Genomic DNA, 25,199 nt, shown 5'->3' on the forward strand with positions numbered 1-25,199 from the left:
GATAAACCGGATGTCAGAACCTGGCTTGCCCTGTCTGCATGACTGCGATAGGGACCTGGGAGAATGTCATTGATGTGCCGACAGTACCGGCTAGTAGCACCTTGATACTTCCGGACTGCGGGTTTCTCTATTTCCCCCTAAGTCGTGAACGGTTCGAACCGACGAAAAAAGACCCTGACCCCAGATAAGCTGCTAGACCTGCAATAATAGCGTTGACACTTACAAAGAGAAAAACAGAAATGAGGGCTTGTCCCGTATTACCAGTGCACCCTCCCACATTCAATAAACCGTTTTCGCTTCATTTGCCAAGGCAAAACGCGGCATATCACATTATCTGGAGGCGCGGGACTGATCGATAGACGCGGGGTTTGAACTTTGCTCAAGGCGCTGCTCAATTGGCTGGCCAGTCAACAATTAGCATGGAACAAAGGAGATAGTAGACTAATGACTCCTGCCCCTCTGTCAGAGGCAGGATTTAAACATCAATCCCTTAATTTGGAAGCGTTCTCCACGCTTGCCGGGCTCCCACAGCTCATGACGCTTTAGGCAGGCTTGACCAAGGCAGCATACGTCTCAAAACACTGTCGCGGCGTACCAGGTGATGGAAGAGCGCAGCTAACACATGCAGGCTCACCACGACCCAGGCAACCCACTTCCCAAGGAAATGATGAACAGTATCTATCGGAGCCTCAAACGCTTCATAGCTTAAACTGAATGTGACACTGAACCAGGCGAATAGCTTGGTTTCATTGAAGCCTGTCATGCTGAACAGTCCGAAGTCAGTAGGTGCCCCCGTGCCCAAGTAGCCCGTTAGCGGCATCGCAATCATCAGACCATAGAGTCCCCCGTGTGCAACGTGCGCGAGTATGTGTTCCAACGCCGAACCGGGCGGGTTATCCGGCTGCATGTCCAGCAATCGCCATAGCAACCTGGGCAACACTAGAAAACCGACTAGCAGGCCAAGCACCCAATGAATATTGAGCACTGGCAAAGACTCCGGCGAGGTGTCATCCATGAACCAGATAACGTAATAGACGACGATGTAAGCCGCGATAAATGAAGCCGCGCTCGTCCAGTGAAAAAATTTGGCAAGGCCACCAAAACAGGTCGCGCTATTGCGCCATTGCATAGTAGGTATTCCTGAAAAGTGAGGTGGCAGCGGTTAGCTATTAAGCAGACCGCTTAGTAGCCGTTCCAAGCCTTCAAGTGCTTGGGCCAAACGTGCCTCAATGTCGCCATCAGGTTCTGCGATCCAGAACGATGCTTCGGTGACAGCGCCATAGATCATTCGGGCTGTCACGGTTGTGTGCAGCGGTGCCACGACACCTTCGGCAATCAGTCCGTCGAGCGCGGCTTGCAGTGCGGCAATGCCCAATGACTGAGCGGCTTGCGGAACATCACCGAAGATGGCTCGTGCATCCTGCAAGATAATCCGGCGGATTTCCGGCTCCAGTGCCAGTTCAAGATAGGCGCGACAACGTCGACGGAATGCTTCCCACGGAGAAGGTGCCGCATCCGAAATTGCCTGAAGGCGTTCGCCCACTTCGGTCTCGATCTGCTCGATGACTGCGAGTAGCAATCCTTCCTTATTGCCAAAATGGTGATAGATCGCCCCCCTCGTCAGACTGACTTCGGCGGTGAAATCATCCATTGAAGTATGAGCGAAGCCCTGGCTGGCAAATGCCTGCCGGGCGGCTGCTACCAGCTTGGCGCGAGTTTGCTCAATCATTCCGGCGCGCGTACGGCGTTGTTGCTGCATAAAAACATCCTTTTTAGCTCACATACGCCGCGTACGCTAATTGACATACCTCTCGAATGTCAATACGATTTGATTTTGCATGCGTAGCGTATGTGAATTCTCTTTGATGCGTTGCAAGTGCATCCTGAAGGTACGAGTCGGTCAAATTATGGATACCCCACAGCACACCGTCGGCTTCAAGGCAGCAGCCTCTCTGGCCTTGATCACAATACTTGGGCCCTCGGCCATCGATATGTACTTGGCGGCCATGCCCCAGATGACCAAGGACCTGAATACTGACTACGCCACCATGCAGCTGACGTTGACGGTGTTTTTATTGGCAATGGGCGCGGGACAGCTCGTGTTCGGGCCGGTTATCGACGCGCTAGGCCGCCGACGCCCTTTGCTGGCGGGCCTGGCGGCGTTCATCCTGGCTTCGTTATGGGCATCCTTAAGCGAGTCGATGGGCGCCATGCTGCTCGCTCGATTCTTTCAGGGGCTGTCTGTTGCGCTGGTGCTCGTTATCGCCATGAGCTCGGTGCGCGACCTCTCCAGCGGCATTCGTGCCACGCAGCTCTTCGCTCTGCTCGTGACCATACAGGGTGCCGCCCCGATACTCGCACCGGCATTCGGCGGCATCATCAATGTGCACTTCGGATGGCGAGCCGTGATGCTGGCGCTGGCCATTGTCGGTGTGTTGGCTTTGTTAAACTCCAGTGTTTGCCTACCGGAAACCTTAGCCAGAGAAAAGCGCACGCCGTTCAGGCCTGCCAGTGTGTTCGGCACCTATCGGCGTCTTGTTGCGGATAAGCGATTTATCCTTCCTGCTCTGGCCCTTTCATCCGTGTTTTTCTTTTTGTTTGGCTACGTCGGTGGTGCATCTTTTGTTTACCAAAGTGGCTACGCCTTGCGTTCAGACATCTTCGGCTTTGTATTCGGCGGCACGGGCGTGGCTATGATGTTGGGTGCAATGACCGGTAGCCGTTTGGCCAGCAGATGCTCGGCGAGCCTGATGGCACTGCTTGGAGTTGCCATGATGAGCGGCGGTTCAGCGCTGGCACTGCTCGCCGTGTACGTAGGTGCAGATCTTTATGGCATCGTCCCAGCGCTATTCATCGCTGTTTTCGGTTTTGGGATCGCCGAACCATCACTCATGTCCATTGCGATGGCCTCACAAGAACGAGCTTTAGGTGCCACTGCCGCTTTATTAGGTGCCAGCACGCACATTCTAGGTTCGCTTGCTACACCGTTGGCCGGCTCTCTCGCACAGATCGGCGCGCATGCATGGTTGGCTTTGCTGCTTGCGGCTGCGTTGGTGAGCCTTGCTCTTGTTTTCATTAGTGTCCGTAGCGTGAGCGAAAAAGTCATACCCGTACAGTGACGATGTGCGCTCATTTGCAGGGTGACCTGTTGTCGGCATTTACAAGAGCGAATGTTTAGCAGTTCTTTTGTATAGCAAACTCGCCCTTTATAAAGGCTGCTGTAGTTTACAGTCGGCGCGAGGGCGCTGAACGACAGGAATAATCGTATACGTCTGTATTTTTTTGTGATTTTTAGTCGCTCTTAATACTGGGTTAATCGAGGTGCATTAAATTATAGCTCATCCAAGCAGACGGATTAGCTCTGCAAACCTGCCCCGAGAGGAATGTATTAATGAAAACGCCGACGCTGGTTTTGGCTTCGTTTCTTAGTCTGTGTTGCTGCGCCGCTTTTGCTCAAGACGGCGCTGATATGTTGCAAAAACGCCAAGAAGCTAGAGCGCTTGAGCGTCAGCAAGCACGTGAGAAACTTGCGGAGCCTGAAGACAAAAAGCACAACGAGAAATCGGCTGTCACCTCATCAATCAAACATAAATATGTGTCAAAATCTGAAGAAAAGCCAATCCATTGAAAAATGTTTTCCACTGCCTAAGCCAACGCACTGACGTTGATGAGGGCTCGAATATTTAAAGTGATTGAAGATAACGCTCAGCCTGTTTTTTTGGGGCGGATGATATGAACATAGCTGTATCAATCATCTGCCTGTTGAGAAATAAACGTTCAGTCAGACAGGCAATCTGCAACATCAGGCATAGTTATTTTTCGTGAACGCAGACCGTAGCGGCTCCGATGCGTTCTATGTGTAATTCTTTCCTCCATTAGGGTCCACCAATGCACGTTCTGCTTTGTGAAGATGACGAGCTTATTGCCAGTGGCATCGTCGCTGGTTTGCATGCTCAAGGCCTTAACCTTGACCGTGTTGGCTCAGCCTCTGCGGCTCATGCGATCTTAGATGCGGCGCAGTTTGACGTGATGATTCTTGATCTGGGGTTGCCCGATGAAGACGGTATCAGCCTTTTGAGATCCTTAAGAAGTCGAGGGCATAACATCCCGGTGTTGATTTTGACCGCACGTGATGACGTGGATGATCGGGTCAAGGGGCTCCACGCTGGAGCTGATGACTACATGGTAAAGCCATTCGACCTTAGGGAACTCTTTGCTCGATTACATACGTTGGTTCGTCGCGTTGCAGGACGAACGGTAAACCACATCGAACATGGCATTCTCACTTACGACCCCAGTACGCGGGAAACCTGGCTATCTGGCACTGCCATAGACCTTTCGCGTCGTGAACAAGCAGTGCTTTTGGCCCTCCTGAACAATCCAGGGCGTGTTCTCTCGCTTGAGCAACTAAAAGATAGCGTGTACGGGTTCACTGATGAGGTCGAGAGCAATGCACTTAATGTCCATATTTTTCATCTAAGGCGCAAATTGGGAGGGCAAATCATCGAGACGGTTAGAGGCTCAGGGTATCGACTAGGCGTTGCTTCTTCACTCCAGAGTTGCTGTTCGTGAGCCTGCGTTTACGCTTAAGTCTGATACTGGGTGTTGCTTTTGTCGCGGTCTGGACACTCGCTGCGACCTGGATGTTCCAAGATGTACGTAGCCAAATGATGTACTCACTGGATCAGCGACTTGTGGCATCAGCACGAATGGTTGCGGGTTTGGTCGCCCAGTTGCCTCAACCTTTGTCCAGCAAAGATCACGGGGCTCATTTCAGCGCCGATCAGTTGGGCATCCCCGATGGCATGGCGTGTGAGGTCAGTTCGTTGCGCGGGGAAATTTTGGCAAGTAACCGCAGCAATACTGGCACTGTCATCGCCAGTCCCAGCGGTGGTTTTTATGACCAAGTGATTGATGGAGAGCATTGGAGAAGTTTCACGCTTGTGCAGGACGACGTTCGCATCACGACGGCTGACCGCGAGCAAGAGCGTGAGCAACTGAATCACTCTGTCCTGCTATCAGCGTCAATGCCAGTATTGGTAGCGCTTTTGTCCTGCGTCGCAACGCTTTGGTTGGGAATAGGTAAGGGCCTGGCGCCACTCAATCGTATGCGCGACGAATTGAGAAAGCGCAACATCGACTCCCTTGAACCACTGCACCTTCAGATGCTTCCTTGTGAGTTAAAGCCTTTGCTGGAAACTCAAAATCACTTGTTGATGCGTATCAGCCGGGCAATCGAGCGTGAACGCCGCCTGACGGGTGATGCAGCACATGAATTACGTAGTCCATTGACGGCCATTAAGACCCATTTGCAGGTTGCGCAAATGACTTCAGGGGACGCGCAGTGCTTGGCGTTGAGCCGAGCCGAGCAAGGTACTGATCGTCTGCATAGCACGCTTGAGCAATTGCTTCTGTTGGCCAGGGTTGAAGGCAGTCTGTCATTTGATGATGGAAGTCAATGCGGTGTCGAACAGGTCGTTTCGTTAGCTGTTCAGGATGCAACGTCCAGCACAGAGCGGATAGTTCAGACCTTTCAGTTTGTAAGACCCTTGGCGTGCCTGGATATGCCGGCCGTACTTGCCGTGGCTGCGCTTCGCAACCTACTTGATAATGCGCTGCGCCACAGCCCAGCAAATACGCAGGTGGTCGTTAGTGTGACCGACGATAGCGGGTTCGCGTTGGTGACGGTTAAGAACGTGAGCGTTGAGATGTCACAAGATAATATTCATCTCCTGACCGAGCGATTTTGGCGCGGTAGCTCAAGTACTGGCTGCGGTCTTGGCCTCGCCATCGTGCAAGCTATAGTCGAGAGATGCGGGTGCACAATAAAATTCACAACCACCAGTCAGTATTTCGAGGTGGCGCTAGGCATGCCTTTGGTGCCCGCCAAAGGGGAAAGTTACGAAAAGACCTATAAATGCAGCACGCCTGATATCAAACATCCTGTCTCGATATCAAACGGTACCACCCACAACCGCAGCCCCTCCGAAAACTCAAAAACCGGCAACGCCTCCTGAAACGAAGCACGTTTCGGGTAAATCAGCACCAGATCCCCCTGCCCGTTCAAATACTTCTGCCCATACGCAAACAACTGATAAAAATCAGTCTGGCTCAGGCCATAATTTTTGCCACCCAGCTCGCTGTCCAGCCGCTTCCATTTGGTGTCCAGAACCCAGCTCTTCTCCCCCTGAGTAATCATCAGATCGGGCCGTAGCTGAAAGACCTTCTTGCCCTGATGAGTGCACAAGTACTCACCGCTACGCTGCGTATATAGCGTAGCGTCTGGCGGCAGTGAATCTCTAAGGCAAGCAGCCACGTAGCGCTCGAACAGCTTCTCCATCGGGAACAGTAAGCTCATGCCCTGCCATTCGCCTGCAACCGCCAGCGGTGTTTGCTGTTGGATGATGAGTTCGCACCACGGTTTTACAGGCTGGTAATGGGCCATGAGCCGGTCGTGACGCCACTGCTTGAAATCTTGAGTGGTGTCTCGGCTGTTTGGGATCTCTAGCAACAGTGAGCGCAGTTCGTGGGAAAGACGCCAGTTACTGGGGTCTTGAGTGGTTTTACAAACGGTATCTAACGCTGTTTTGAGAAGGCGGTTCTCGGCCCGATCGGGCAGGAATACGTCGTGACGAATTTGAAAGTGGTGCTGTCGGCCAGGAGGTTGGCGCATTTGGCGGGCAGTATTGAGCTGGCCACGCAGATAACGCTGCTCCTCTTCGACACGTTGGTAGTCGAAGCGAAGGCCGCGCTTGATGAGGTGGTCGAGCGCTTCCAGAAAGCTGCTCATTACCCATTCGGTCAACGGCGCATCGAAACGCTGTAATGCGGTTGCGCCGACCTTACGTGTAGGTAGGTCTAGTGACTTCTGAATCATGCGCCTGAGCAGCGCACGGCTTTGCTGGATGCAGTCGCCTTGTTCAAAATGCTTAGGCAGGATTTCGATACGCGTACCGCAGGGTGTCTCCAGCGCGCCAACGTAATTATCGAGTTTAAGCCAGCGGCGGCCTTCGACTTGAACCAGTGCGGTACCCGCTTTGCTAAAGCGTGAACTGGTTTCGCAGAGCCAGTCAAAAGCTGAGGGCGATACTTGGGCTACGTCGAGCGTTGGGCTGAGAACATCGCCGGTTGTCAGCCGAGCATATTCCCGGACCGTTACGGTGGTTTTCACCTTTGCTGTTCGCTCAGGAATTTAATGATCTTGCGCCCGAGGTCCCGAGTATTCAGCGTGATGCCCGATGCTGATGTAATAGACAGACCATGTTTGCTGGCAATCTCTCGCAAATGTGGCTTGGCAGGTTTGACCTGCTGGCCTTCACGATAGACCTGAATACTGCCATTGGCGGCTTGTCGTATGTCTACGCCTTCCGTTCTGACGGTTTTGGCTTCCAGCGGCGCGCTGACGCTCAGGTTGTGATCGATCACGCCCAGATATGACTCGATATTCTTGAATGCAGGCAGATTCAACTCCCAACGCTCGTTGTTCTGCCCCACTGTGACGGCATCTCCAAACAGCACACTGAAGTCTTGGCTCGGCTGGATCAAGAACCTATTTTCTGGGGCTTTGCGTTGGTCGTTGAGGACCCATTGGATACGCTGCCAATCTTCGAAAAAATACTCCTGAAGTAGCGGCAGGATTTGCTCTCGAAAAATGCCTGCCAGGCGCTCCAATGTCGGATCGCTCTCAAGAGGCATGAAGTACGCGTGCCCCAGGCAATGATCCTGATCGAGCAGGACGGCTATGCGCTGGTTCATCACACTGAGCAATTCGTCGATAGCGATGCCATCAACCTCTATGTCTTCAAGAAGCTCTGGATTAGGCGGCACCTCAATGAACGTGAAACGACGACGCAGGGCAATATCAAGTGCGGCCAATGATCGGTCAGATGTGTTCATGGTGCCGATCAAGTGGATGTTGCTGGGAATGCTGAAGCGCTCTTTCGAGTAAGGCAGCGTGACCTCGAGAGCCTCTGATGCGCCCGCACGCTTGGAAGGTTCGATGAGGGTGATCAACTCGCCGAAGATGCGCGAGACGTTGCCTCGGTTGATCTCATCAATGATCAGCACTTTTGGCCGTTCACTCTGAGCGACCTCTGCCGTCCGGAAATCTTCATTTCGCTTGCTGAGCATGTGCTCAATCAATACGGGAACGATATTGCGATAGCCTTTGACCAAGTAAGGATCATAAGTAGAGTTCGGTAGTTTTTCCTCCCAATTACCTGTACTCAAGTCATTAACACTCAGTACACCTTGAGAAACATCATCAGCCAGAGCATTAAGTAGACTCATAGCAAGGCCAAAATTTTTGCCTTTTGGCTTTTCTAACTCAATAATATAGTCATTCGCTCGAATTACCTTATAGCCTGTGCCGTAACGATCACCGACTTTGAATGCTCGGTATTTTCCGCTCAGTTCACTCGCAATTGACTCGCAGAGGCTCTTGAAGGCGCCAGATACCACTTCGTAACGGATCTGACCTTGCTCGTCAGTTGTAGCGCGAAGCCCTTCAACAAAGTCTTCATAGCTGAAGCTCTGATGAAAGGTCACAAAGCGCACGTCGCCTGCTGCGAGCAGCTCGTCAAACCGAGCTTTTAACGCTGATCGGCTACCAGCATTCTTAGCAAGAAAAGGCTGATCAAGGATCTGCAACGTCGCTTCGACTGTGGCGTAGGTTTTCCCCGTACCGGGCGGACCGAAGAAAATCTGATTGAGCGAAGGCATTGCCGAACGTCCTTGTAGGAAAAGTCCGACAACAGTATCTAGATTGTCAGCATGGGTAAAGCGAAGCCCCGAGAGCGACCGTTCTGGATGAGACACGCAAGCAGTCCACCGAAGGTGCGCCACGTCTCTTTTTTGATGATCCACCGAAAAACTTTTCAAACGAAATGCTTAGAAAAAACGCCGATAATTCAAGGCACAGCAGTCCATACACCTCTGACGATCACGAATAATGACTTATTGACATCATTGCTGTTCGTTACTCTGATGAGAAAAATGGTGTCACCCGAAACCTTATCGGGCACGTTAGAATTCGATGGCTCAGGGATCGAGACTCGGGACTTACCTTTTTCAAGGACAGGGATGAGTGAATGGATCTTTTAGCCAACGTCCCCAAATGGGACGACATCGAGCGAACCCTCGATAACAAATTCAACCATCTGAATCAGTCTTTCGATCAAGGCTGGGAAAGCGCTTTCGATGGTTGGAACGGTTTCACTCGACGAGTCAGTAACGAGGCCACATTGGCCTTCGGCAGTATCGGCGGAAACCGCATCGAATCGGTGAAGTTGGCGATGGCCAAGTCCTATCCGATCATCCAGCTAAATCTGATGCGCAAATGGGCTTCCATAGACATTACGGAAATCCTTCCTGTCTTGCTGCAACTGGTCAAAGAGGTCGCCATGATTATGGGCGGCAGCGTGGCCGTCGGGACTCTTGTTGGTGGTGCCGCTGGGTCGCTAGCGTTCGGAGCGGGCGCTGTACCAGGAGCCATAGCAGGCAGCGGCATAGGCTTACAGGTCGGCAACCTGATTCTGCTGGGCATGGGGCTTTCAGCCATCGCTGATTATTTCTATCAAGGCCTCCCAGCTTGTCTCGCAACCCTTTATGAAGGCATGGTCACAGCCTGGAACGCAGAGGAAGGTGTCAAACCGCCGGGGCTAGATCCCACAGGCGCTTCTGCGTGGTTGATTGATGAGCGTATAGACGCAGCCGCAGGGCAACTTGCCAGAGGTCAGGAGCAATTAGTCATGCTCCTACTGACTGCCATTGTTACCTACATCACACGAGGTCAGATCAAGGCAGGGGTCGTAGGCAGCCTGGATGGCATTGCGGCACGTAGCGCAAAGCTTCAAGCGGACATGACTAATAAACAAATTGCGGGTTGGTTGGCTCGCAATGAGCAGAAGCTGCTGGCTCATCCAGAATTGCGGGTTACAGAATCAACGCCGCTAAAAAAGGCAGAGCCCAAATATGACAGCATTGGCCGACCGTCAACCGCTAGCAACGACATGGTCAAAAATTCCGAGCCAATACCTGAACCAGTCTACGAGAAGCCGAAGCATCTAGAAGAGATGCTGGATGAAATTCCGGCAACCTCCGCTCTCGCCAGAGACGGTTTGCGTGAAGATCTGGCTAAACAGGCAGGCATACCTCGAAACATCGTGGACAAACCTGAAAGTATTTGGGGAAAAACGATAGAGGATATCAAGCAGTCGTTTACTATGGATGGCGCAACAGTGACTGATGTTCCCCCTAGGGCTGGTTCATCTCAGAATGCTCAAATATTTGAAATTGAAGGCAGTGCTACAGGGATAAAGAAAATCCAATACAGCCCTTCAACTGTCGGAAAACAAATTGATTCAGACCACATTGGCGAATATTATAAAATATCTTATAACGACGGCAGCCAAATAAAAATTGTAGAGCCCAACACATACAGGCCAACATTTTTCGGCAAAGGACAAGTAATCTACGATAAAAATACTGTATATTTAAATCCTGAAGGGCAAAAGGTAATTTTCAACCCTTCCAACAATACATGGATACCAGAATAATGTCAGACTCAACCTTTAAAATCTCGTGGAGCGCTCCGATCATACCTTGCAAATCACTAGCAGGTATACCACTTCACATCAGCGCAGACTTGGTAGAGTCCTCTCTCGCCGAATATATAGTCGACAAGCAAAATAACTTATATCAATTTGAAAACTCACCTATTTTCCGACTAACAAAGAATGAAATAGACACAAACGGCGATGGCGGCTACAAATTTTTTCTTCTTGACGATCACATTATAGACATAAGCAACAAAGTATTACCTGCTTTATCAATCGCGATCAAAAATAGAAAGGTTTTTATCATCAAGGTATACAACTTTAGCTTTCCTGGTGACTCAGCGGAGGACTTTATCTACAAAGGAGCACTACCCGGCGGACTGACTTTAGGCAGTAAAGTATCTGAATTTCTACCGCTTACAGATTTGGAATTCGACGATGGTCTAGGATGGTTTTATACAGATAATCACTATGGACAAGTCGAAATAGGAGGATGGAGTGCCTCTCTTGAAGACCAACCCGATCAGATAATCACTAGCATATGCATCATACCTGCACCCGCCATATAAGATGCGAATCTTTAAACCATCATTTACGCCCACTACAAAACCATATCATGATAGTAAAAAAGGTAAAACCACCATAAGCGCGATATTCTATCAATAGAGCAGAGCTAAAAATGTGATGATAAATGAAGACTTTAAAATCTCATGGAAAGCGCCCATCATTCCATGTAAATCGCAGGCTGGCATACCCATGTATGCTAGTGCAAAACTATTGAAATCTGTGCTCTCTCGGTATGTGGTGGATGAAGAGGGGTTGCTCTATTAGTTCGGAGATTCTCCAATTCTAAAGGGGGAAATTTACGAGCCTGATTCAGATGGCGATAGTGGCTACGCATTCTCGCTTTCTGACGACACGGTAATAAACAGACTACTCAAAGGTACACCAGCGCTGTCCATTTCATTGAGAAGCGATAGAGTTACCTTTATAAAGATTTATAATTTTAGTTTCTCTGGAGACGCAGCTCAAAACTATATTTACAAAGGAACTCTCCTTGGGGATATAGGACTTGGGAGTCTAGTTTCCGAACTTCTACCCTACACCCGGCTTGAGCTGGATGAGACCGAAGAGTTCTTCTACACTGATGATAACTACGGAGCGGTCGAGATCACCGGGCTGGGTGTCCCTCTTGAATACATACCAGATCAGCACATCACAGCGATTTGCCTTATACCTAAATGAAGGCTACGCCCCACAAGCTGATGCTTCGGATATTTTCAGAAAAGTCCTACACTATTTAGCCTTCCACAACGATAAAGCGTGCCCTACCCTAACACCGCGCCTAAGAAACGCCCAAGAAACTCAAATGTAGCGGCCTGACCGCTTCCGATAAAATGCGGCTTTTTGTACCTGCGGCCTTCGGCTGCGCGTCCTAAAATCTCTGATATGTCGGGAGTGGACCAATACAAGACCCGCAAGGGGAATACGTCCGGCCTTTTCTACATTGGGGTTTCTTAGCTCCCGACGCCTAGCTCTCAAAAAGCTAAAAATGTAGAGATTACCTAGATGCCCCACATCGCAAGCCTAAATCAGACAACGCCTCACACCCCAACCCCCTTCCACCGCCACAACCGCCAACTCCTCGCCCTCCTCCTCGAAAACCAACCCTGGTTCAGTGCCCGAGATCTCGGTCGCATGATCGGCTGGCCATTGAACGAGCGGACGCTGCGCAAGCTGGATGCTGACCAGCACCGGATGATCACGCTCGACTTGCATGGCGAAGCGCAGCCAGAGCTGATGGTCAGTGAGTCGGGGGCGTACGCGATGATGGTGCATCACTACCATGCGGAGAATCGTGGGTTGCGGCAGTGGCTTACCAACGAGGTGGTGCCTGCGTTGCGGGATGGGCAGGTGCCGTTTGATGACTGCACGCCGCACCAGAGCATGCTGCAGTGGCCGGGGTTGTCGGTGAGTATGTTGCACTGGCACAGCGAGCCGTGGATACGGTTGCGGGATATGCCGATGCTGTTGGCGCATCCGCAGATGCAGGTTGAGGGGCAGCCACGTAGTTTGGGCAGGTCCTGGTGGCGGGCGGTGCTGCCTGCTTCTCGGCTGGGTTGAATGCGTGGTGATGGCCGTGCCGTGTGGGTAACGGCCATTGTGTCTCGTGGGATCAGTCTTTCAGGCGGCGTCGGTAGTCGTTGATCATTTCTTTGGTGACGTCATCCTTGTAGCAGATGGGTGCGTAGCCGCCTTTGCGGCTGTAAGCGCTGCGTTTGCCACATTGGCTGCCATTACGGGCAGAGTTGTAGGGGCACGGGCAGTTGCCGGGGTAGCTGTCGATGGATTCCTGGATGATGGCTTTGACGATTGAGGCGTCTGTTACCTGGGCTTCTCTGGCGTTTGCGGAGAAGGCACAGAGGAATGCGAGTATGGCGACGAAGCCTGTCCTTGTCTTTTTCATGGCTATTCCTTAGCGAGTGCAGACGAGTGTCTGTTGCAAGGTTTTACCATGATGCTATTAGGCCATCAAATTTTGTTTATTGAGGTGATCTGGTGGAGGCATGGATAGGCCAAGCCTGAAACTTGGTTCGCAGAGGATGTACCGCATGCACAGGTTTTGCTGCCGGTTCCCGGCATATCGCGAGCAATGCGGATCGCCGCCCCGGTTGCTCCTACGCCCTGCGGGCAGAAGCTTGGACTTATGAGTGATCCAGCATTCGCGTGATGGCTTGGATGTGACGCAGAGCGTCACGAGATGCGTGCCAACGCGGAGCATTGGCACGATAGGTATTACCGAGTGCCTGCGGGGCTACTGCACCCCGCAGGCATCCCACATCAGAACTGCCAATCCAGCGACAGACCCACGCCGTGGGTTTTATCGCGTGCACCTAGCAAGCCGTTGTAGTCCAGGTTGATGCGTGCGTCCCTGCCCAAGGCCAGGCTGGCGCGGGCACCGACTACGGCGGCGTCGCGGTCCATTGAGACGCTTTGCACGTTGAAGCTGTTGCCGGCGCTGGCGAAGGCCAGGTGTTGTTCGGACGAGGTGTCGCTCAGGTTGTGCTGCCAGCCGAGGGTGGCGGAGACGTCGAGTTTTTGTGTGTCGTTGAGGTTGAAGCGGTTGCCGGCGCGCATGCCCAGGGTCGAGAGCACGGTGTCGCGGGTGTCGTCGCTGCCTTTGAGGGCCGTGGCGCCGCCTTTTTCGGTGAAGCTGTCGCTGTCGAAGTGGACGTAAGCCAGGTTGGCGAATGGCTCCAGTGCCAGCGGTTGCAGGTTCAGGCGGTAGGCGGCTTCGGTGAAGACCTGGCTCGACTGGGCGTCGCGCTTGACCTTCTGACGATCGGCGAACGCGCCGAATTGCAGATCGCGTTTCACGTCGATGCGGTGCCAGCTGTGCGACGCGCCTGCGGTGAGGCGCAGTGCGCCCTGTTCGTGGCCGATGTAGGCGCCCAGGTGGTAGCTGTCTGCCGAGGCCCGCGAGTGGGTGTCGTCGCCCAGGCTCAGCGAGGTGTCGCTGTAACCTGCCATCACGCCCAAACGGGTGTGTTCGCTGATCAGGCCGTCGACGCCTGCCAGCAGGCCACCCAGCGATGAGGTCGAGCTGGCGCTGTCACTGCTGCCGCTGTTTTTGCCCCAGGCACCCAGCGCTTTGACCCACACCGAGTTATCTTCAGTGCCCGATGCTGGCTGGTCGTACAAGCCTTCCACGCGCAGACGGTCACCCACGGCGTCGCGCAGTTGGCGGCTGTCGTTGATCAATTGCGTGGCGATGGCCGGGTGCACTTCGCCGGACAGTTGGGTGAATGCGCGGCGTGCGCTGGCGGCGTCCTGGCTGAGGATGATGCTCTCATAGACGGAGTTGCCCGCACTCAGTTGCTCAATGGCTTGGGCCACGCTGCGTTGATTGGACGTTTGCGCCGCGCTGGCGAAGCTGTCGCCATTGCGCTCCAGGGCCAGGGTTACGCCAGTGCCGGTGTAATTCAGGTTGCCGTCGAGGAATGCGTAGTTATCCGTCACCGAACCGAACTGACCCTGAATGCCGCCAGCCGCTTGCAGTACGTTGAACTGCTGACCCAGAACGCTGCGGGTCTGGTTGCTGCTGAGCAGTGCTGCGTTGTCGTTTTCCAGGGACAGGGCCATGTTGGCGCCGCTTACGGTCGCGGTGCCGCCGACCACGATGCGGTCGCTGGCAGTGGGCGAGAATTCAACCGCGTAGGTCGAGCCCGGTGCCAGGTTGAGGTTGCCCGCCACTTGCAGGGTGCCGATGGAGTTGCCCGGTGCAATTGTGCCGCCACGGTTGGCGGTCAGCGACGCGACGCTACCGTTGCCACCCAGAATGCCGCCGTTATTGACGGTGACGGCAGAGGCCAGCGAGCCGTTGATGGCCAAGCGTCCTTGATTGACCAGCGTCGGGCCGCTGTAGCTGTTGGCCCCGCTCAACACCAGGGTGCCGATGCCTTGTTTGGTCAGGCCGCCGTGGCCGGAGATGTTGTTGCTCCACACATCCAGCCCGCATTGCGGCCCGGTGCAGGTGCGCTGCGTCGGTTTGCCGGCATCGACGATCGCACCGACGCCTGGCAGGTCAGCCACGAACTGGCTGTCGCCGTAGGCGCCGTCGATACGGAATTCGGCAGGAATATCTGCCTCGGTGACGAACATGCTCGGGCCGTTGATAGCCTTGCCGAGGTTGATCATGCCCCAGCCGTACAGCGCGTCGACGCCCGGTGCGCCAAGGTCGGTGGCGGTGGTCTTCAGCACGTCGGCGACCTGCGCGCCGGTCATGTACGGGAAGCGCTCCATCAGCACAGCCATACTGCCTGCGACGTGAGGTGCGGCCATCGAGGTGCCGTTCTTGTTGGCCCAGCCGACGGTCAGGTCTGCAAGGCTGGTGCCGTTGAGCACCGAGCTGTAGATGCGCGTGCCCGGCGCCGAGACGCAGAAGCTGGCGGTGTAGCCGCAGCGCGACGAGAAGGTGCTCAGCGTGTAGGGCGTGGTGGCGGCCGCTGCGGCATCCGGGTTTTGTTGCAGGGCGGCGACGGTCAGCCAGTTGGGGGCGATCTCCGGTACGAAATAGCCGAGTCCGGCCATTGCGTCGGGGTTGTTGAGGTTGTAGTCGTTGCCTGCGGCGAAGATGGTCACCACGCCGCTGCGTGCCGCGTCGATGGCCCCCTGATACGCGCCACCCGGACGCGTGCCGAGGATCTGGCGGATCTGGTCGAACTGCACTTGTGCGTCCTGCACGGTGAAGTGCGGGAACGCCGGATCGCGACCGCCCTTGCTGAAACGGTCGGTAATGCCGATGCCCCAGCTGTTGTTGATGACCCGCGCGCCGCTGTTGACCAGCGCGTTCCAGCCGGCTTGATACACCGCGCCGTCGTTGCCCAGCACGATGCCGTCTTCCGGGCCCGGGTCGCCGTTGTCGGCGCTGATGATTTGCGCGTTGTAAGCCACGCCGTGCATCGGACCGCCATCGCGATTGCCACCGGCGATGCCGCCCACGTGGGTGCCGTGGTTCCCGAGTTTGCCGCCGGAGTCCAGGCTCGGTGCGCCGTCGTAGCGGAAAGCGTCGCCCGCCTTCACCGGGATATACGGGTCGGTGTATTCGCGGATGCCGCTGGTGACCAGATTGACCACCTTGTTGGGGCTGTCGAATTCCGGATGCGGGGCATAGACCGGCTGGTCGAAGATGCCCAGTTTGATGTCCTTGCCCGAGTAGCCTGCAGCGTAGGCCTGATCAGCATTGATCGCGCCCAGGCCCCAGTCGGCATTGAATTCGGCACTGCGCCAGCTGGCCGCATTGCCCGCCTGCCCTGCTTCCACATACGGTGCGGCATGCGCCACGCCCAGTGTCGCCAGGTAGCAGGCGAGCGCGCCGCAGGAGGCGCGATTGATCGCCCGAATGGCGTGGCCCAAGGGTTTGACAGAGGTGTGTCGAGTGTTGAATGCATCTTTCATCAAGCTACCGTCCTTAGTTAACGCGCACGAATCTCCGCGCGCATGCATCTGCATGCGCGTCGTTCTTTTGGTTTTAGGGTTGCGTACTGCTTAGAACTGCCAGTTCAGACTCAGGCCCACACCGTGACTTTTCTCACGACTGGCCAGTTGGCCGCTGTAATCGAGGCTGATCCTCGCCTCTTTGCTCAACGCCAGGCTGGCATGAGCACCCACCAGCGCAGCGTCACGCACCAGTGGCGAGCTTTCGATAGCGAAGCTGCTGCCACCGGAGGCAAAGGCCAGATGCTGTTCGGAGTCGGTGTTGCTCAGGTTGTGCTGCCAGCCGAGGCTGCCCGACAGGTCGACCTTCTGGCGGTCGCTGATCGCGATGCTCTTCAGGGCACGCAGGCCCAGGGTACTGAGTACCGCATCACGGTTGTCGCTACCGGCAGACAGCGCGGCAGCGTCGCCCTTCTCGGTGAAGCCATCGGTGTTCAGGTGGACATAGGCCAGATTGGCGAACGGCTCAAGCGTCGCGGGTTGCAGGTGAATGCGATACGCCGCCTCGGTGAACACTTGGGTGCTCTGTGCGTCGTGTTTGGTTTTCTCCTTGCCCGCTGCGCCGCCGACCTGCACGTCGCGTTGCGCATCGATGCGATGCCAGCTGTGTGCGGCGCCGAGGGTCAGGCGCAGTGCGCCGATTTCATGGCCGAGGTAAGCGCCCAGATGGTAGCTGTCCACCGAAGCCCGGGAATGCGTGCCGGAGCCCATGTTCAACGAGCTGTCGCTGTAGCCTGCGACGGCGCCCAGACGGGTGTCATCGGCAAGGTTGCCATCGACACCGGCGAGCAGCCCGCCAATCGAGGAGGTGTAACCGGCGGTGTCGTCGCGCGAGTCGGTCTTGCCCCATGCGCCCAGGGCTTTGAGCCAGACGTTATCTTGTGCGGCAGTGTTGCCATCGGTGCCAAACACGCTGGCGCCCAGGCGCTCACCCACGGCATCGCGGACCTGACGGCTGTCGTTGATCAACACGCTGCCGATAGCCGGGTAAATTTCGCCGGACAATTGCTGGAAGCTGTCGCGTGCGGAGGCGGCGCTCTGGGTAAGCAGCAGGTTTTCGTACACCGCGTTACCGGCGCCGAGTTGTTCGGCGGCAGTCGCCACGGCAGCCTGATTAGGGGTTTGCGCCACGCTATTGAAAGCGGCGGTTTGCTCAACGTTCAGTGTCACGCCGGTGGCTGCGTAGTCGAGTCGGCCACCGAGGAAGGCGTAGTTGGAAGAGACGCTGCCAAACTGGCCGTTGATACCGTTGGCGGCTTGCAGCACGTTGTACTGGCGACCTACCACGCTTTGGATCGGTGCAGAACTCAAGGCCACTGGCGTTGTATTCTCCAGAGCCAGCGTCATGTTCGCGCCTGACACGGTAGCGCTGCCAGTGGCGACGATGCGGTCACTGGCGGTCGGTGAAAGCTCCACGGCGTAGGTCGAACCCGGCTCGAGGGTCACATCACCATTGACCTGCAATGTACCGATGGAATTGCCCGGCGCGACGATACCGCCGTTGCGCGCTGTCAGCCCGCCGATCTGGCCATTGCCGCCCAGTGTGCCGCCGGCATTGACCTGCACGGCTGACACCAGCGACCCATTGACCGACAGCACGCCGCCATTGACCAGCGTGTCACCGCGATAGGTGTTGGCGCCGTCGAGAATCAGGCGGCCTGCGCCGGATTTGATCAGGCTGCCCTGATACTGGCGTTGCGCAGCAGCAGCGGCGCGAGCGGTGCCGGTGGCGTAGTCGGCCTGATCCTGCTGGCTGGCGGTGCTGGCAACGCCGTTCTGCCAGCCTCTGTTGATCAGCGTCTGCTGCCAGGTCGCCTGCTCGGCGCTGTCCTCGGCCTGACGCTGGATTAGCGCCTGATCGGAAATATCGTTGCTCCACACATCAGTCAAACCTGCGCCCAGATTGGCATCGAAGGTGCCGAGCAATTGGCCGGGGCCGCGCATCGCCCGTTCCAGATTCGCCACACCCCAGCCGACGCTATTGGTCGGTGCCTGGGTGATCGAACCGTCGAGCTGGGTGGCGGTGGTCAGCAGCACTTGCAGCGCCTGCTCGTTGTTCATGTACGGGAAGCGCTCCATCACCAGCGCCAGCGCGCCAGTGGCATGCGGCGCGGACATGGAAGTGCCGGATTTAATGCCGTAGCCACCGCCCGGCACGGTGCTGTTGACCAGCCGACCGGGCATGGTGATGCACCAGTATTTGGACAGGCCGCACTGGTTGTAGCGTTGACCGTTGCTGCTGTCGAGGCCCGACACGGCCAGCCAGTGGCCTTCGAGGTCCGGCTCGAAAAACGGCAGCGACGCCCGCACGCTGGCATTGGCGTAACCGCTGTTGCCGGCGCTGAACACGTTGATCACACCCTTGCGCGAGACATTCGCCGCTTCGTCCAGCCAGGTGCCGCGGTTGTAGTGCTGAGCGTAGGCAGCGCGCACACCGGCTTCGGTGGCGTAGGTCACGTCGGCCGGCTGGCTGCCCCAGCTGTTGTTGATGGCGCGCACGCCGGCATCCGCCAAGGCGCCGTACACCGCCTTGAAATACTGCGGGTCGGGGTTGGGGCCGAACAGGAAGCTGTCATTCTGGTTGGTGTTGCCGACGTAGATCTGAGCGTTATACGCCACGCCGTGCATGCCGACGCCATCGCGCGCCGCGCCCATGGTGCCGGTGACGTGCGTGCCGTGGGTGTCGTTGTTCGGGTTGATGGCACCGGTGATGCTGAACGGCGAGCCGTCAACGTAAGTACCGGTAGCGGTGACTGCGTGGTAGCGGGATGGCGTGGCTTCCGGGTGGGACGGGTCGAAACCCGAGTCCAGCGCACCGATCTTGACACCGGCCCCGGTGATGCCAGCGGCGTAAGCCTGATCAGCCTGGATACGGCCCAGCCCCCAATCGCTCTGGAATTCTGCCGACCGCCAACTGGCAGCGTCACCCGGCTTGCCCTGTTCGACATAGTCAGCATAAGCCGAGCAGCCAAACGTAAAAGACAGCGCACAAAGCGCGCCTGTTGCTACAGGCTTGAACGAATAACGGACAACACCCAAACGCTTGGACTTTCGCATCCCTGCACACCTGATAATGGTCGGCTCTTCATTGAGCGATTCCAGAACATAGTCTGCAGTTATGCACTTGGCAACAGATTTATTTCAATTCTGATACAAGTTTAAGTACATAAGGATAATGCATTACTGGATATATAGTTCAGTGATATCCGTTTGAATGTATTGAGTTTTTTTGTTTTTTTGATATGGAGATAATTGAATTGAGTAGTGGCAATTTAATTGCACGCCCTCCACTTTTTCTAGTTTTCCAGCCAATATCTTCAACAACTTCAGTTAAGCGCCTTATTTATTCGGATATACCAATAATTGTCCGACAATAATTGATAATCACCCAAATGGAGTCTGCTTTACGGCAAACAGATGACGCGGAGCGTCATGAACTGCATGCCCACGCGGAGCGATGGGCACGATAGGTGGTGGGGTTGGGTTTTGCGTAAACGCACGCAGCCGCAATACCCCCGACTCTCGTTACCAGGCTGCGCGTGGTAATGCCGCTCAGGACGCTCTGTGTCCAATCCAGAGAGTGCGGAACAGCGCAAGATTCCGGGGTCTGCGATCAGCGTACATGGCCAAATCCAACGCAGATCATCGTTACCACGCTCCGCGTGGTAATGCCGTTCCGGACGCTCTGCGTCCTCTGCGCATGCTTAGCGACTGAACCGCTCGGCCAGGCTGTGCAGGTAATGCGCCATTTCTTCCAGCTCGCTGCTGATCTGCGAGCCTTGCTGCGCCTGGCTGGCGCTTTCGTCGCAGAGTTGCGCGATGCGGGTGATTTGCTGGCTGATGGTTTCCGCAACGTGGCTCTGTTCTTCAGACGCCGACGCCATCTGCTGGCTCATGCCGGTAATGCGGGTCACCGACTGGCTGATGCCATCCAGCGCCTTCTGCACGGCTTCAACACTGGCGACACTCTCCTGAGAGATCTGCTCGCCCTTGCTGGCGGTCTGTACCGCTCGATCGGCGCCATCGCGCAGCGAGGTGATGATTTGCTGGATCTGCTCGGTCGACGACTGCGTGCGAGACGCCAGTGAGCGCACCTCATCAGCTACCACTGCAAAACCACGTCCCTGTTCACCGGCACGCGCCGCTTCGATGGCCGCGTTGAGCGCCAGTAAATTGGTTTGCTGAGCGATCGAGGTGATCACATCGACCACACTGCCGATCGATTGGGTCGCGTCAGCCAGTTCCCCCACAGCGTTGCCAATGTCGGTCACCGAGGTGGCCATGTGTCGAATCGCCAACAGGCTTTCATCGGCCAGACCACGCCCTTGCTGTGCCAGCTTGTCGGCTTCTTCGGCAGCATGGGCAGTGTTCTGCACGTTGTGGGTGACTTCCTGAATGGTCGCCGCCATCTGGTTGATGGCCGTGGCTGACTGATCGGCCTCACTGCGCTGCTGATCCAGCGACTCGGCCTGGCGCAGGGACAATTGCGCTGACCGCCCGGCATGCTGGCGCACGCTTTCCCCGGTATCCGCCAGACGCGTCAGGGCCGTTTGCAGGCGCGCCTCTTCGCTGAGCATGGCCAGGTCGAGCTGCGCCTGCGGGCCGCGATTGTCGCTGTAGGTCAGCGCAATCAGTGCACTGGTGAAGGCCTTGGGGTGTTCTTCAAGGGTTTTGCGGATGCTGCTGCGCTGGCGCACTTCAAGAAAAACGCCCAGCACAACCATCACAATCGGGATCATGATGATCGACGGCAAATCGTCGAGCAGGTAGACACCCACAGCCAGCGCAAGCGCGCAGAGGATCATCGGTAACTGACGAATCAGGTGATAGGTCGCTGAGCTGCTGGCGGAAACTGCCGACTTGCCCGCCCGCAAGCGCGCATACAGCGCTTCGGCGCGCCGCACCTGATCGCGGGTCGGCAGCGAGCGCACCGACTCGTACCCGATGATCCGGCCGTTTTCGTACACCGCCGTCACATAAGCGCTGACCCAGTAGTAATCGCCCTGCTTGGAGCGGTTCTTGACCACACCCATCCACGGCTTGCCCTGCTTGATGGTTTCCCACATATGCGCAAACACCGAGGCTGGCATGTCCGGGTGGCGCACGAGGTTATGCGGCTGCCCGACCAGCTCTTCGCGAGTGAAGCCGCTCAGCGTGACGAAGGCGTCGTTGCAATAAGTAATGTGGCTGTTGAGGTCGGTGGTGGAAATGAGGCGTTCAGAGGCAGGGAAAGTCCGTTCAGTCTGCGTGATAGGCATGTTGACGCGCATTGATAATCGCTCCGTGATGATGCTGATACTCCGGGCAGCTGTTGAAGGTGTAGCACTGCCTTTCAAAGTGACAACCGATCGTCATGATGCACTGTTATCGCCCACACGACTCAGGGATTTAACAGCTAGCGGGAATACGCTGTTCAAGGAACGTCAGGCATGATGGCGAAATCAAGTGTTTGCGCCACGACGAGGATGCCTGCACCATGCTGCCCTGATCGCGACCCGACCCAAGGCACTCCAATGGCACGCAACGCAGCCTCTGCGCTGAACGCACTGATCAAGACACTGCGCGGGTTATTGAGCCGGGTTGCAGGAGGCACGCCGCAGCGACAGCACCCGGAGCCCGCTGCGCCTGAAGCGCTCCCGCCTGAACCGCAAGTGCCTGTCAAAACCCGCCGTGCCAAACCCGGCAAACAGCCCCGCACACCTGCGCCGCCAACACCCACGGCAAAGCCGGCGGCGCCTGCGTGTCCGCATTGCCGGAAAACCATGGTGATCAAGGTGGCCCGCACCGGCAAGAACGCCGGAGAATTCTGGGGTTGTGTGGCCTATCCGAAATGTCGGGGGATCCGACCGATCTTTCGCTAAACGCCAGACCGGTCGCGCCTCGACAGCGTCGCTCAGGTAATGCTGGCCAGCAGCTCGCGCGCCATGCGCTGATGCTCTTCGTCGGACTCGTCAATGACTTGCTGGAGGATTTCACGGGCCGATTCGAGATCGCCGTCCTCAATCAGCACCTGCGCCTGATTGATCTGGCTGAGGGGCGGTTCTTCCAGATCCAGCAGGTCGAAATCGGCGTCATCGTTCATGAAGCTGTCGAGGAAATCGTCGCTCAGGCCGTCGGCGGCAGAAGGCGCAATGACCTCGACAGGCTCCACGATTTCGGGCTCGGAAAAATCACTGAGGAACTGTTCGTCCGAGAGTTCGAAGACTTCCGGCAGCTGGGTCAGGTCCGATGAAAAACCGGGGTCGACTTCAGCGGGCGCTGGCGCAGCGGCAGGCTTGGCACGCGGCGGCGGGCTGTCGAACGGGTCGACCAGATCCCAGTCGGCGTCCATCGACAGGTCATCCAGGTTCAACTGAAACTCGTCGGTATGCTGTGGATTCAGCGCCGCAGCGGCGCTTTCATCCAGCTGCGCGGCGGGTTTTGGCTCAGGCTCGGGCTGCAGGTAGAGCGCAGGCTCGGGTTCGGATTTGTCGAACGACAATGTGCTGGCCGCCACTGTGACAGCCGGGACGACCGCCGCCAAGGGAGCGACCTCGGCAGCCTTGAGCTGTGGGAAGCGATCACGAATATCCTGAATGGTCTGCGGGTCGACACCATGCTCCAGCGCGGCCTGTTCTTCGCGAACGAAACCGCTGCCATCGCCCTGCTCCGCCAGCAACTCCAGCAGGCGGATGCGAATGTCATCACGCTCGGGCTGGGTTTCCAGGGCGCTGCGCAGAATACCCATCGCCTCGGTGAAGCGTCCGTAGGCAATGTAAATGCTCACGCCATCCAGCGCATCCGGAGCAGAGCCTGGCGAGCGTTGCGCTGGCGACGGTTTGGCCGGTGCCGGTGACGGGGTCTGCACCACGGGTTGCGGCGCCACCGCAGGAACTTCGAACACCGGAAGCATGGCGGCCTGCGCGGGCTTGATCAATGGGTCGTCCGGGGTAACGGCGGGCGCTGCTGAGTCCTTGCGCTGCTGACGTCGTTTCGAATAAGCAAACGCCACCATCAGAAGCACGATCAATACGGCAGCGAGCAGTATCGGCAGGCTCAGGAATGAGTCGTCACCCGATGCAGCAACAGGCTGAGCAGGAGTGGCCGGCGCAGCCGCAGGTGTTGCAGGTGCAGGCGTGGCTGTTGCAGGTGCAGATGGCGTGGCAGCGGATTGCGAGGCGGCCAGATCGCTGCGCAAGGCGATGATCTGTTTGTCCTTGCCGCTCATCTGCTCTTGCAGTTCCTGAGTCTGAGCCTTGAGCGCCTCCAGCGACTGAGCCAATTGCTGGTTTTCGATGGCCGCAGCTGACAACTGCTCGGCGGTACGCTGCAATTCAGCAGGTTTTGGCGACGGCGCAGCAGCGCTTGCGGCAGGCGCTGCGGCGGTTGGCAATACGGCTGCGTCCGGCAGCAACAGGTCCTGACCGACTTTAAGCGCAGAACCGGCGCCTGCGGCAAATACCTGTGGGTTGAGCGAACGAATACCGTCCGCCAGCTGGCTTGCCGACACCTTATTGCCCGGCCCCTGCAAGCGGCTGGCGATACCATTGAGCGTGTCGCCACTGGCGACCGTATAGTGTTTGCCCTGCACGGCCGCCGGTGGCGCGATCGGCATGCGGCTTTCCGAAGCGGAGGTGGCCGAGCGCTGCTGGTTGCGACTGCGCGTGGCGGCCAGACCTTGTGCCGAAGTGGCAGGATCAAGCAACACCGTATACTCGTGCAGCAAATCGCCATTCGGCCGCGCCAACTGGACGAGAAAACTCAAGTAGGGTTCGGTAACCGGCTTGCTGGAAACCACCCGGATCACGCCGCGGTCACCGCGCAGTACCGGCGTGAAGCGCAGGTCATTGAGAAAGAACACACGTTCTATACCCGCCTTGGCGAACGCTTCAGGCGATGCAAGCCGGGCGATCACGTCTTCATTGCTCAGACCGCCGGTTTCCAGCAACTGGATCTCGGCATTCAATGGCTGGTTGAGCGCCGAGTGCAAGGTGATTTCACCCAGGCCCAACGCAGACGCCAGCGTAGAGCAGGTCAGCAACGAGACCGCCAGCACGCCCTTGCCCAACGCCATGCGCGCCCTGCGACCTGCACCTTCGACAGCAGCCAGTGAACTCTTCAGCATGCGAACCCTTATGGAAACCACGGCAGGCTTCTCACGTAATCAGATGGACGTCAGTATCCGTTGAACGATTATGGTTGAGAATGCGCAGCTTCGTCTCAGGATCTTTCCAGATTGGCGAGAATCTGCGAATGCACGCGCATGCTGACGCGCAAATCCTCTTCGCTCACGCCCTCGAACAGCTCGATGCGCAAGACATTGGCGATGTTTTCAATTTTTTCGATCAGGGGCAATGCCGTGTCACTGAGCAGGATCTTCTTCGCACGTCGATCCTCGAGCACCGCCTGACGCTGAACCAGGCCCTGTTTTTCAAGACTGTCGAGCAAACGCGCCAGGGTGGGGCCTTCTACGCCTACGCTTTGCGCCAGCTCGCGCTGGGTGGGCGGTTCGGCGAAGCGCGCGAGGTGCAGCAGGACCAGCCAGCGAGCCTGAGACAGGCCAAGATCGGCCAGCCTGCGATCCAGCTCGGCACGCCAGCCTCGCGTGAGGTGTCCGAGTTGCATCCCGAAACGATGTTCATCAGTCATTGGCATAAGGAAACTCGT

18 protein-coding genes are annotated in these 25,199 nt (G+C 56.5%); 8 read left to right on the plus strand and 10 right to left on the minus strand.

Annotated features, from left to right (window positions below):
* Positions 1-532 precede the first annotated feature (532 nt).
* Together BLR16_RS23280 and BLR16_RS23285 are read right to left on the minus strand one after the other, a co-directional pair.
* Positions 533-1,129 (minus strand): cytochrome b, encoded by a 597-nt coding sequence (locus BLR16_RS23280; protein WP_003434345.1) that lies wholly within the window; start codon positions 1,127-1,129, stop codon positions 533-535.
* A gap of 33 nt (positions 1,130-1,162) precedes the next feature.
* Positions 1,163-1,759, minus strand: a complete 597-nt coding sequence (locus BLR16_RS23285) for a TetR/AcrR family transcriptional regulator (protein ID WP_003434343.1) — start codon at positions 1,757-1,759, stop codon at positions 1,163-1,165.
* Positions 1,760-1,907: 148 nt separating this feature from the next.
* On the opposite strand from BLR16_RS23285, the gene BLR16_RS23290 reads away from it, so the two are divergent.
* The 4 genes from BLR16_RS23290 (at position 1,908) to BLR16_RS23305 (ending at position 6,017) form a co-directional block, all read left to right on the plus strand.
* The gene (locus tag BLR16_RS23290; RefSeq protein WP_003434341.1) at positions 1,908-3,119 is read left to right on the plus strand and encodes a multidrug effflux MFS transporter; all 1,212 of its coding nucleotides are present in this window, start codon (positions 1,908-1,910) and stop codon (positions 3,117-3,119) included.
* 272 nt (positions 3,120-3,391) lie between these two features.
* Positions 3,392-3,628, plus strand: a complete 237-nt coding sequence (locus tag BLR16_RS23295; protein WP_003434339.1) for a hypothetical protein — start codon at positions 3,392-3,394, stop codon at positions 3,626-3,628.
* Positions 3,629-3,888: 260 nt separating this feature from the next.
* A complete protein-coding gene (locus tag BLR16_RS23300) occupies positions 3,889-4,572 on the plus strand; it encodes a response regulator (RefSeq protein WP_003314561.1) in 684 nt (227 codons plus the stop codon).
* A complete protein-coding gene (locus tag BLR16_RS23305) occupies positions 4,569-6,017 on the plus strand; it encodes an ATP-binding protein (protein ID WP_074809315.1) in 1,449 nt (482 codons plus the stop codon). The genes BLR16_RS23300 and BLR16_RS23305 overlap by 4 nt, the downstream gene beginning before the upstream one ends.
* On the opposite strand, the gene BLR16_RS23310 is transcribed toward BLR16_RS23305, so the two are convergent.
* Together BLR16_RS23310 and BLR16_RS23315 are read right to left on the minus strand one after the other, a co-directional pair.
* Positions 5,912-7,171, minus strand: coding sequence for an McrC family protein (locus tag BLR16_RS23310; RefSeq protein ID WP_074809313.1), 1,260 nt, complete (start codon positions 7,169-7,171; stop codon positions 5,912-5,914). The genes BLR16_RS23305 and BLR16_RS23310 overlap by 106 nt on opposite strands.
* Entirely contained in the window at positions 7,168-8,721 is a 1,554-nt protein-coding gene (locus BLR16_RS23315) for an McrB family protein (RefSeq protein WP_074809311.1), read from the minus strand. The genes BLR16_RS23310 and BLR16_RS23315 overlap by 4 nt, the downstream gene beginning before the upstream one ends.
* Positions 8,722-9,089: 368 nt before the next feature.
* Here BLR16_RS23315 and BLR16_RS23320 point away from each other — a divergent pair, with 368 nt between their 5' ends.
* The 3 genes from BLR16_RS23320 (at position 9,090) to BLR16_RS23335 (ending at position 12,680) form a co-directional block, all read left to right on the plus strand.
* Entirely contained in the window at positions 9,090-10,556 is a 1,467-nt protein-coding gene (locus BLR16_RS23320; protein WP_074809309.1) for a DUF6861 domain-containing protein, read from the plus strand.
* Complete coding sequence (locus tag BLR16_RS23325) at positions 10,556-11,125, plus strand: hypothetical protein (RefSeq protein WP_074809307.1); 570 nt, start codon at positions 10,556-10,558, stop codon at positions 11,123-11,125. Before BLR16_RS23320 ends, BLR16_RS23325 begins: the two co-directional genes overlap by 1 nt.
* 1,000 nt (positions 11,126-12,125) lie before the next feature.
* Positions 12,126-12,680: a BRO-N domain-containing protein gene (locus BLR16_RS23335; RefSeq protein WP_074809306.1), complete on the plus strand. Its 555-nt coding sequence runs from the start codon at positions 12,126-12,128 to the stop codon at positions 12,678-12,680.
* A 52-nt stretch (positions 12,681-12,732) separates the two neighbouring features.
* On the opposite strand, the gene BLR16_RS23340 is transcribed toward BLR16_RS23335, so the two are convergent.
* The 4 genes from BLR16_RS23340 to BLR16_RS23355 all read right to left on the minus strand — a co-directional run bounded on the left by BLR16_RS23340 (position 12,733) and on the right by BLR16_RS23355 (position 21,811).
* Positions 12,733-13,023 carry a hypothetical protein gene (locus BLR16_RS23340; protein ID WP_003418233.1) on the minus strand — a complete coding sequence of 97 codons (291 nt, stop codon included), beginning with the start codon at positions 13,021-13,023 and terminating at the stop codon, positions 12,733-12,735.
* A gap of 374 nt (positions 13,024-13,397) precedes the next feature.
* Complete coding sequence (locus BLR16_RS23345; protein WP_074809304.1) at positions 13,398-16,514, minus strand: autotransporter serine protease; 3,117 nt, start codon at positions 16,512-16,514, stop codon at positions 13,398-13,400.
* Between the two features lie 90 nt (positions 16,515-16,604).
* Entirely contained in the window at positions 16,605-19,610 is a 3,006-nt protein-coding gene (locus BLR16_RS23350; RefSeq protein WP_092194491.1) for an autotransporter serine peptidase EprS, read from the minus strand.
* Between the two features lie 647 nt (positions 19,611-20,257).
* Complete coding sequence (locus BLR16_RS23355) at positions 20,258-21,811, minus strand: methyl-accepting chemotaxis protein (protein WP_371124878.1); 1,554 nt, start codon at positions 21,809-21,811, stop codon at positions 20,258-20,260.
* Positions 21,812-22,066: 255 nt separating this feature from the next.
* Between BLR16_RS23355 and BLR16_RS23360 the strand changes: the two genes are divergently transcribed.
* A complete protein-coding gene (locus BLR16_RS23360; RefSeq protein WP_003434325.1) occupies positions 22,067-22,414 on the plus strand; it encodes a topoisomerase DNA-binding C4 zinc finger domain-containing protein in 348 nt (115 codons plus the stop codon).
* A gap of 32 nt (positions 22,415-22,446) precedes the next feature.
* Here the strand turns inward: BLR16_RS23360 and BLR16_RS23365 are convergent, their stop codons facing one another.
* Positions 22,447-24,657 (minus strand): motility hub landmark protein FimV, encoded by a 2,211-nt coding sequence (locus BLR16_RS23365; RefSeq protein WP_074809301.1) that lies wholly within the window; start codon positions 24,655-24,657, stop codon positions 22,447-22,449.
* Between the two features lie 95 nt (positions 24,658-24,752).
* Positions 24,753-25,187 carry a MarR family transcriptional regulator gene (locus tag BLR16_RS23370; protein ID WP_058397161.1) on the minus strand — a complete coding sequence of 145 codons (435 nt, stop codon included), beginning with the start codon at positions 25,185-25,187 and terminating at the stop codon, positions 24,753-24,755.
* Positions 25,188-25,199: the final 12 nt, after the last annotated feature.

The organism is Pseudomonas sp. BS3767 (genome assembly GCF_900099665.1).
Taxonomy (GTDB): Bacteria; Pseudomonadota; Gammaproteobacteria; order Pseudomonadales; family Pseudomonadaceae; genus Aquipseudomonas; species Aquipseudomonas cerasi.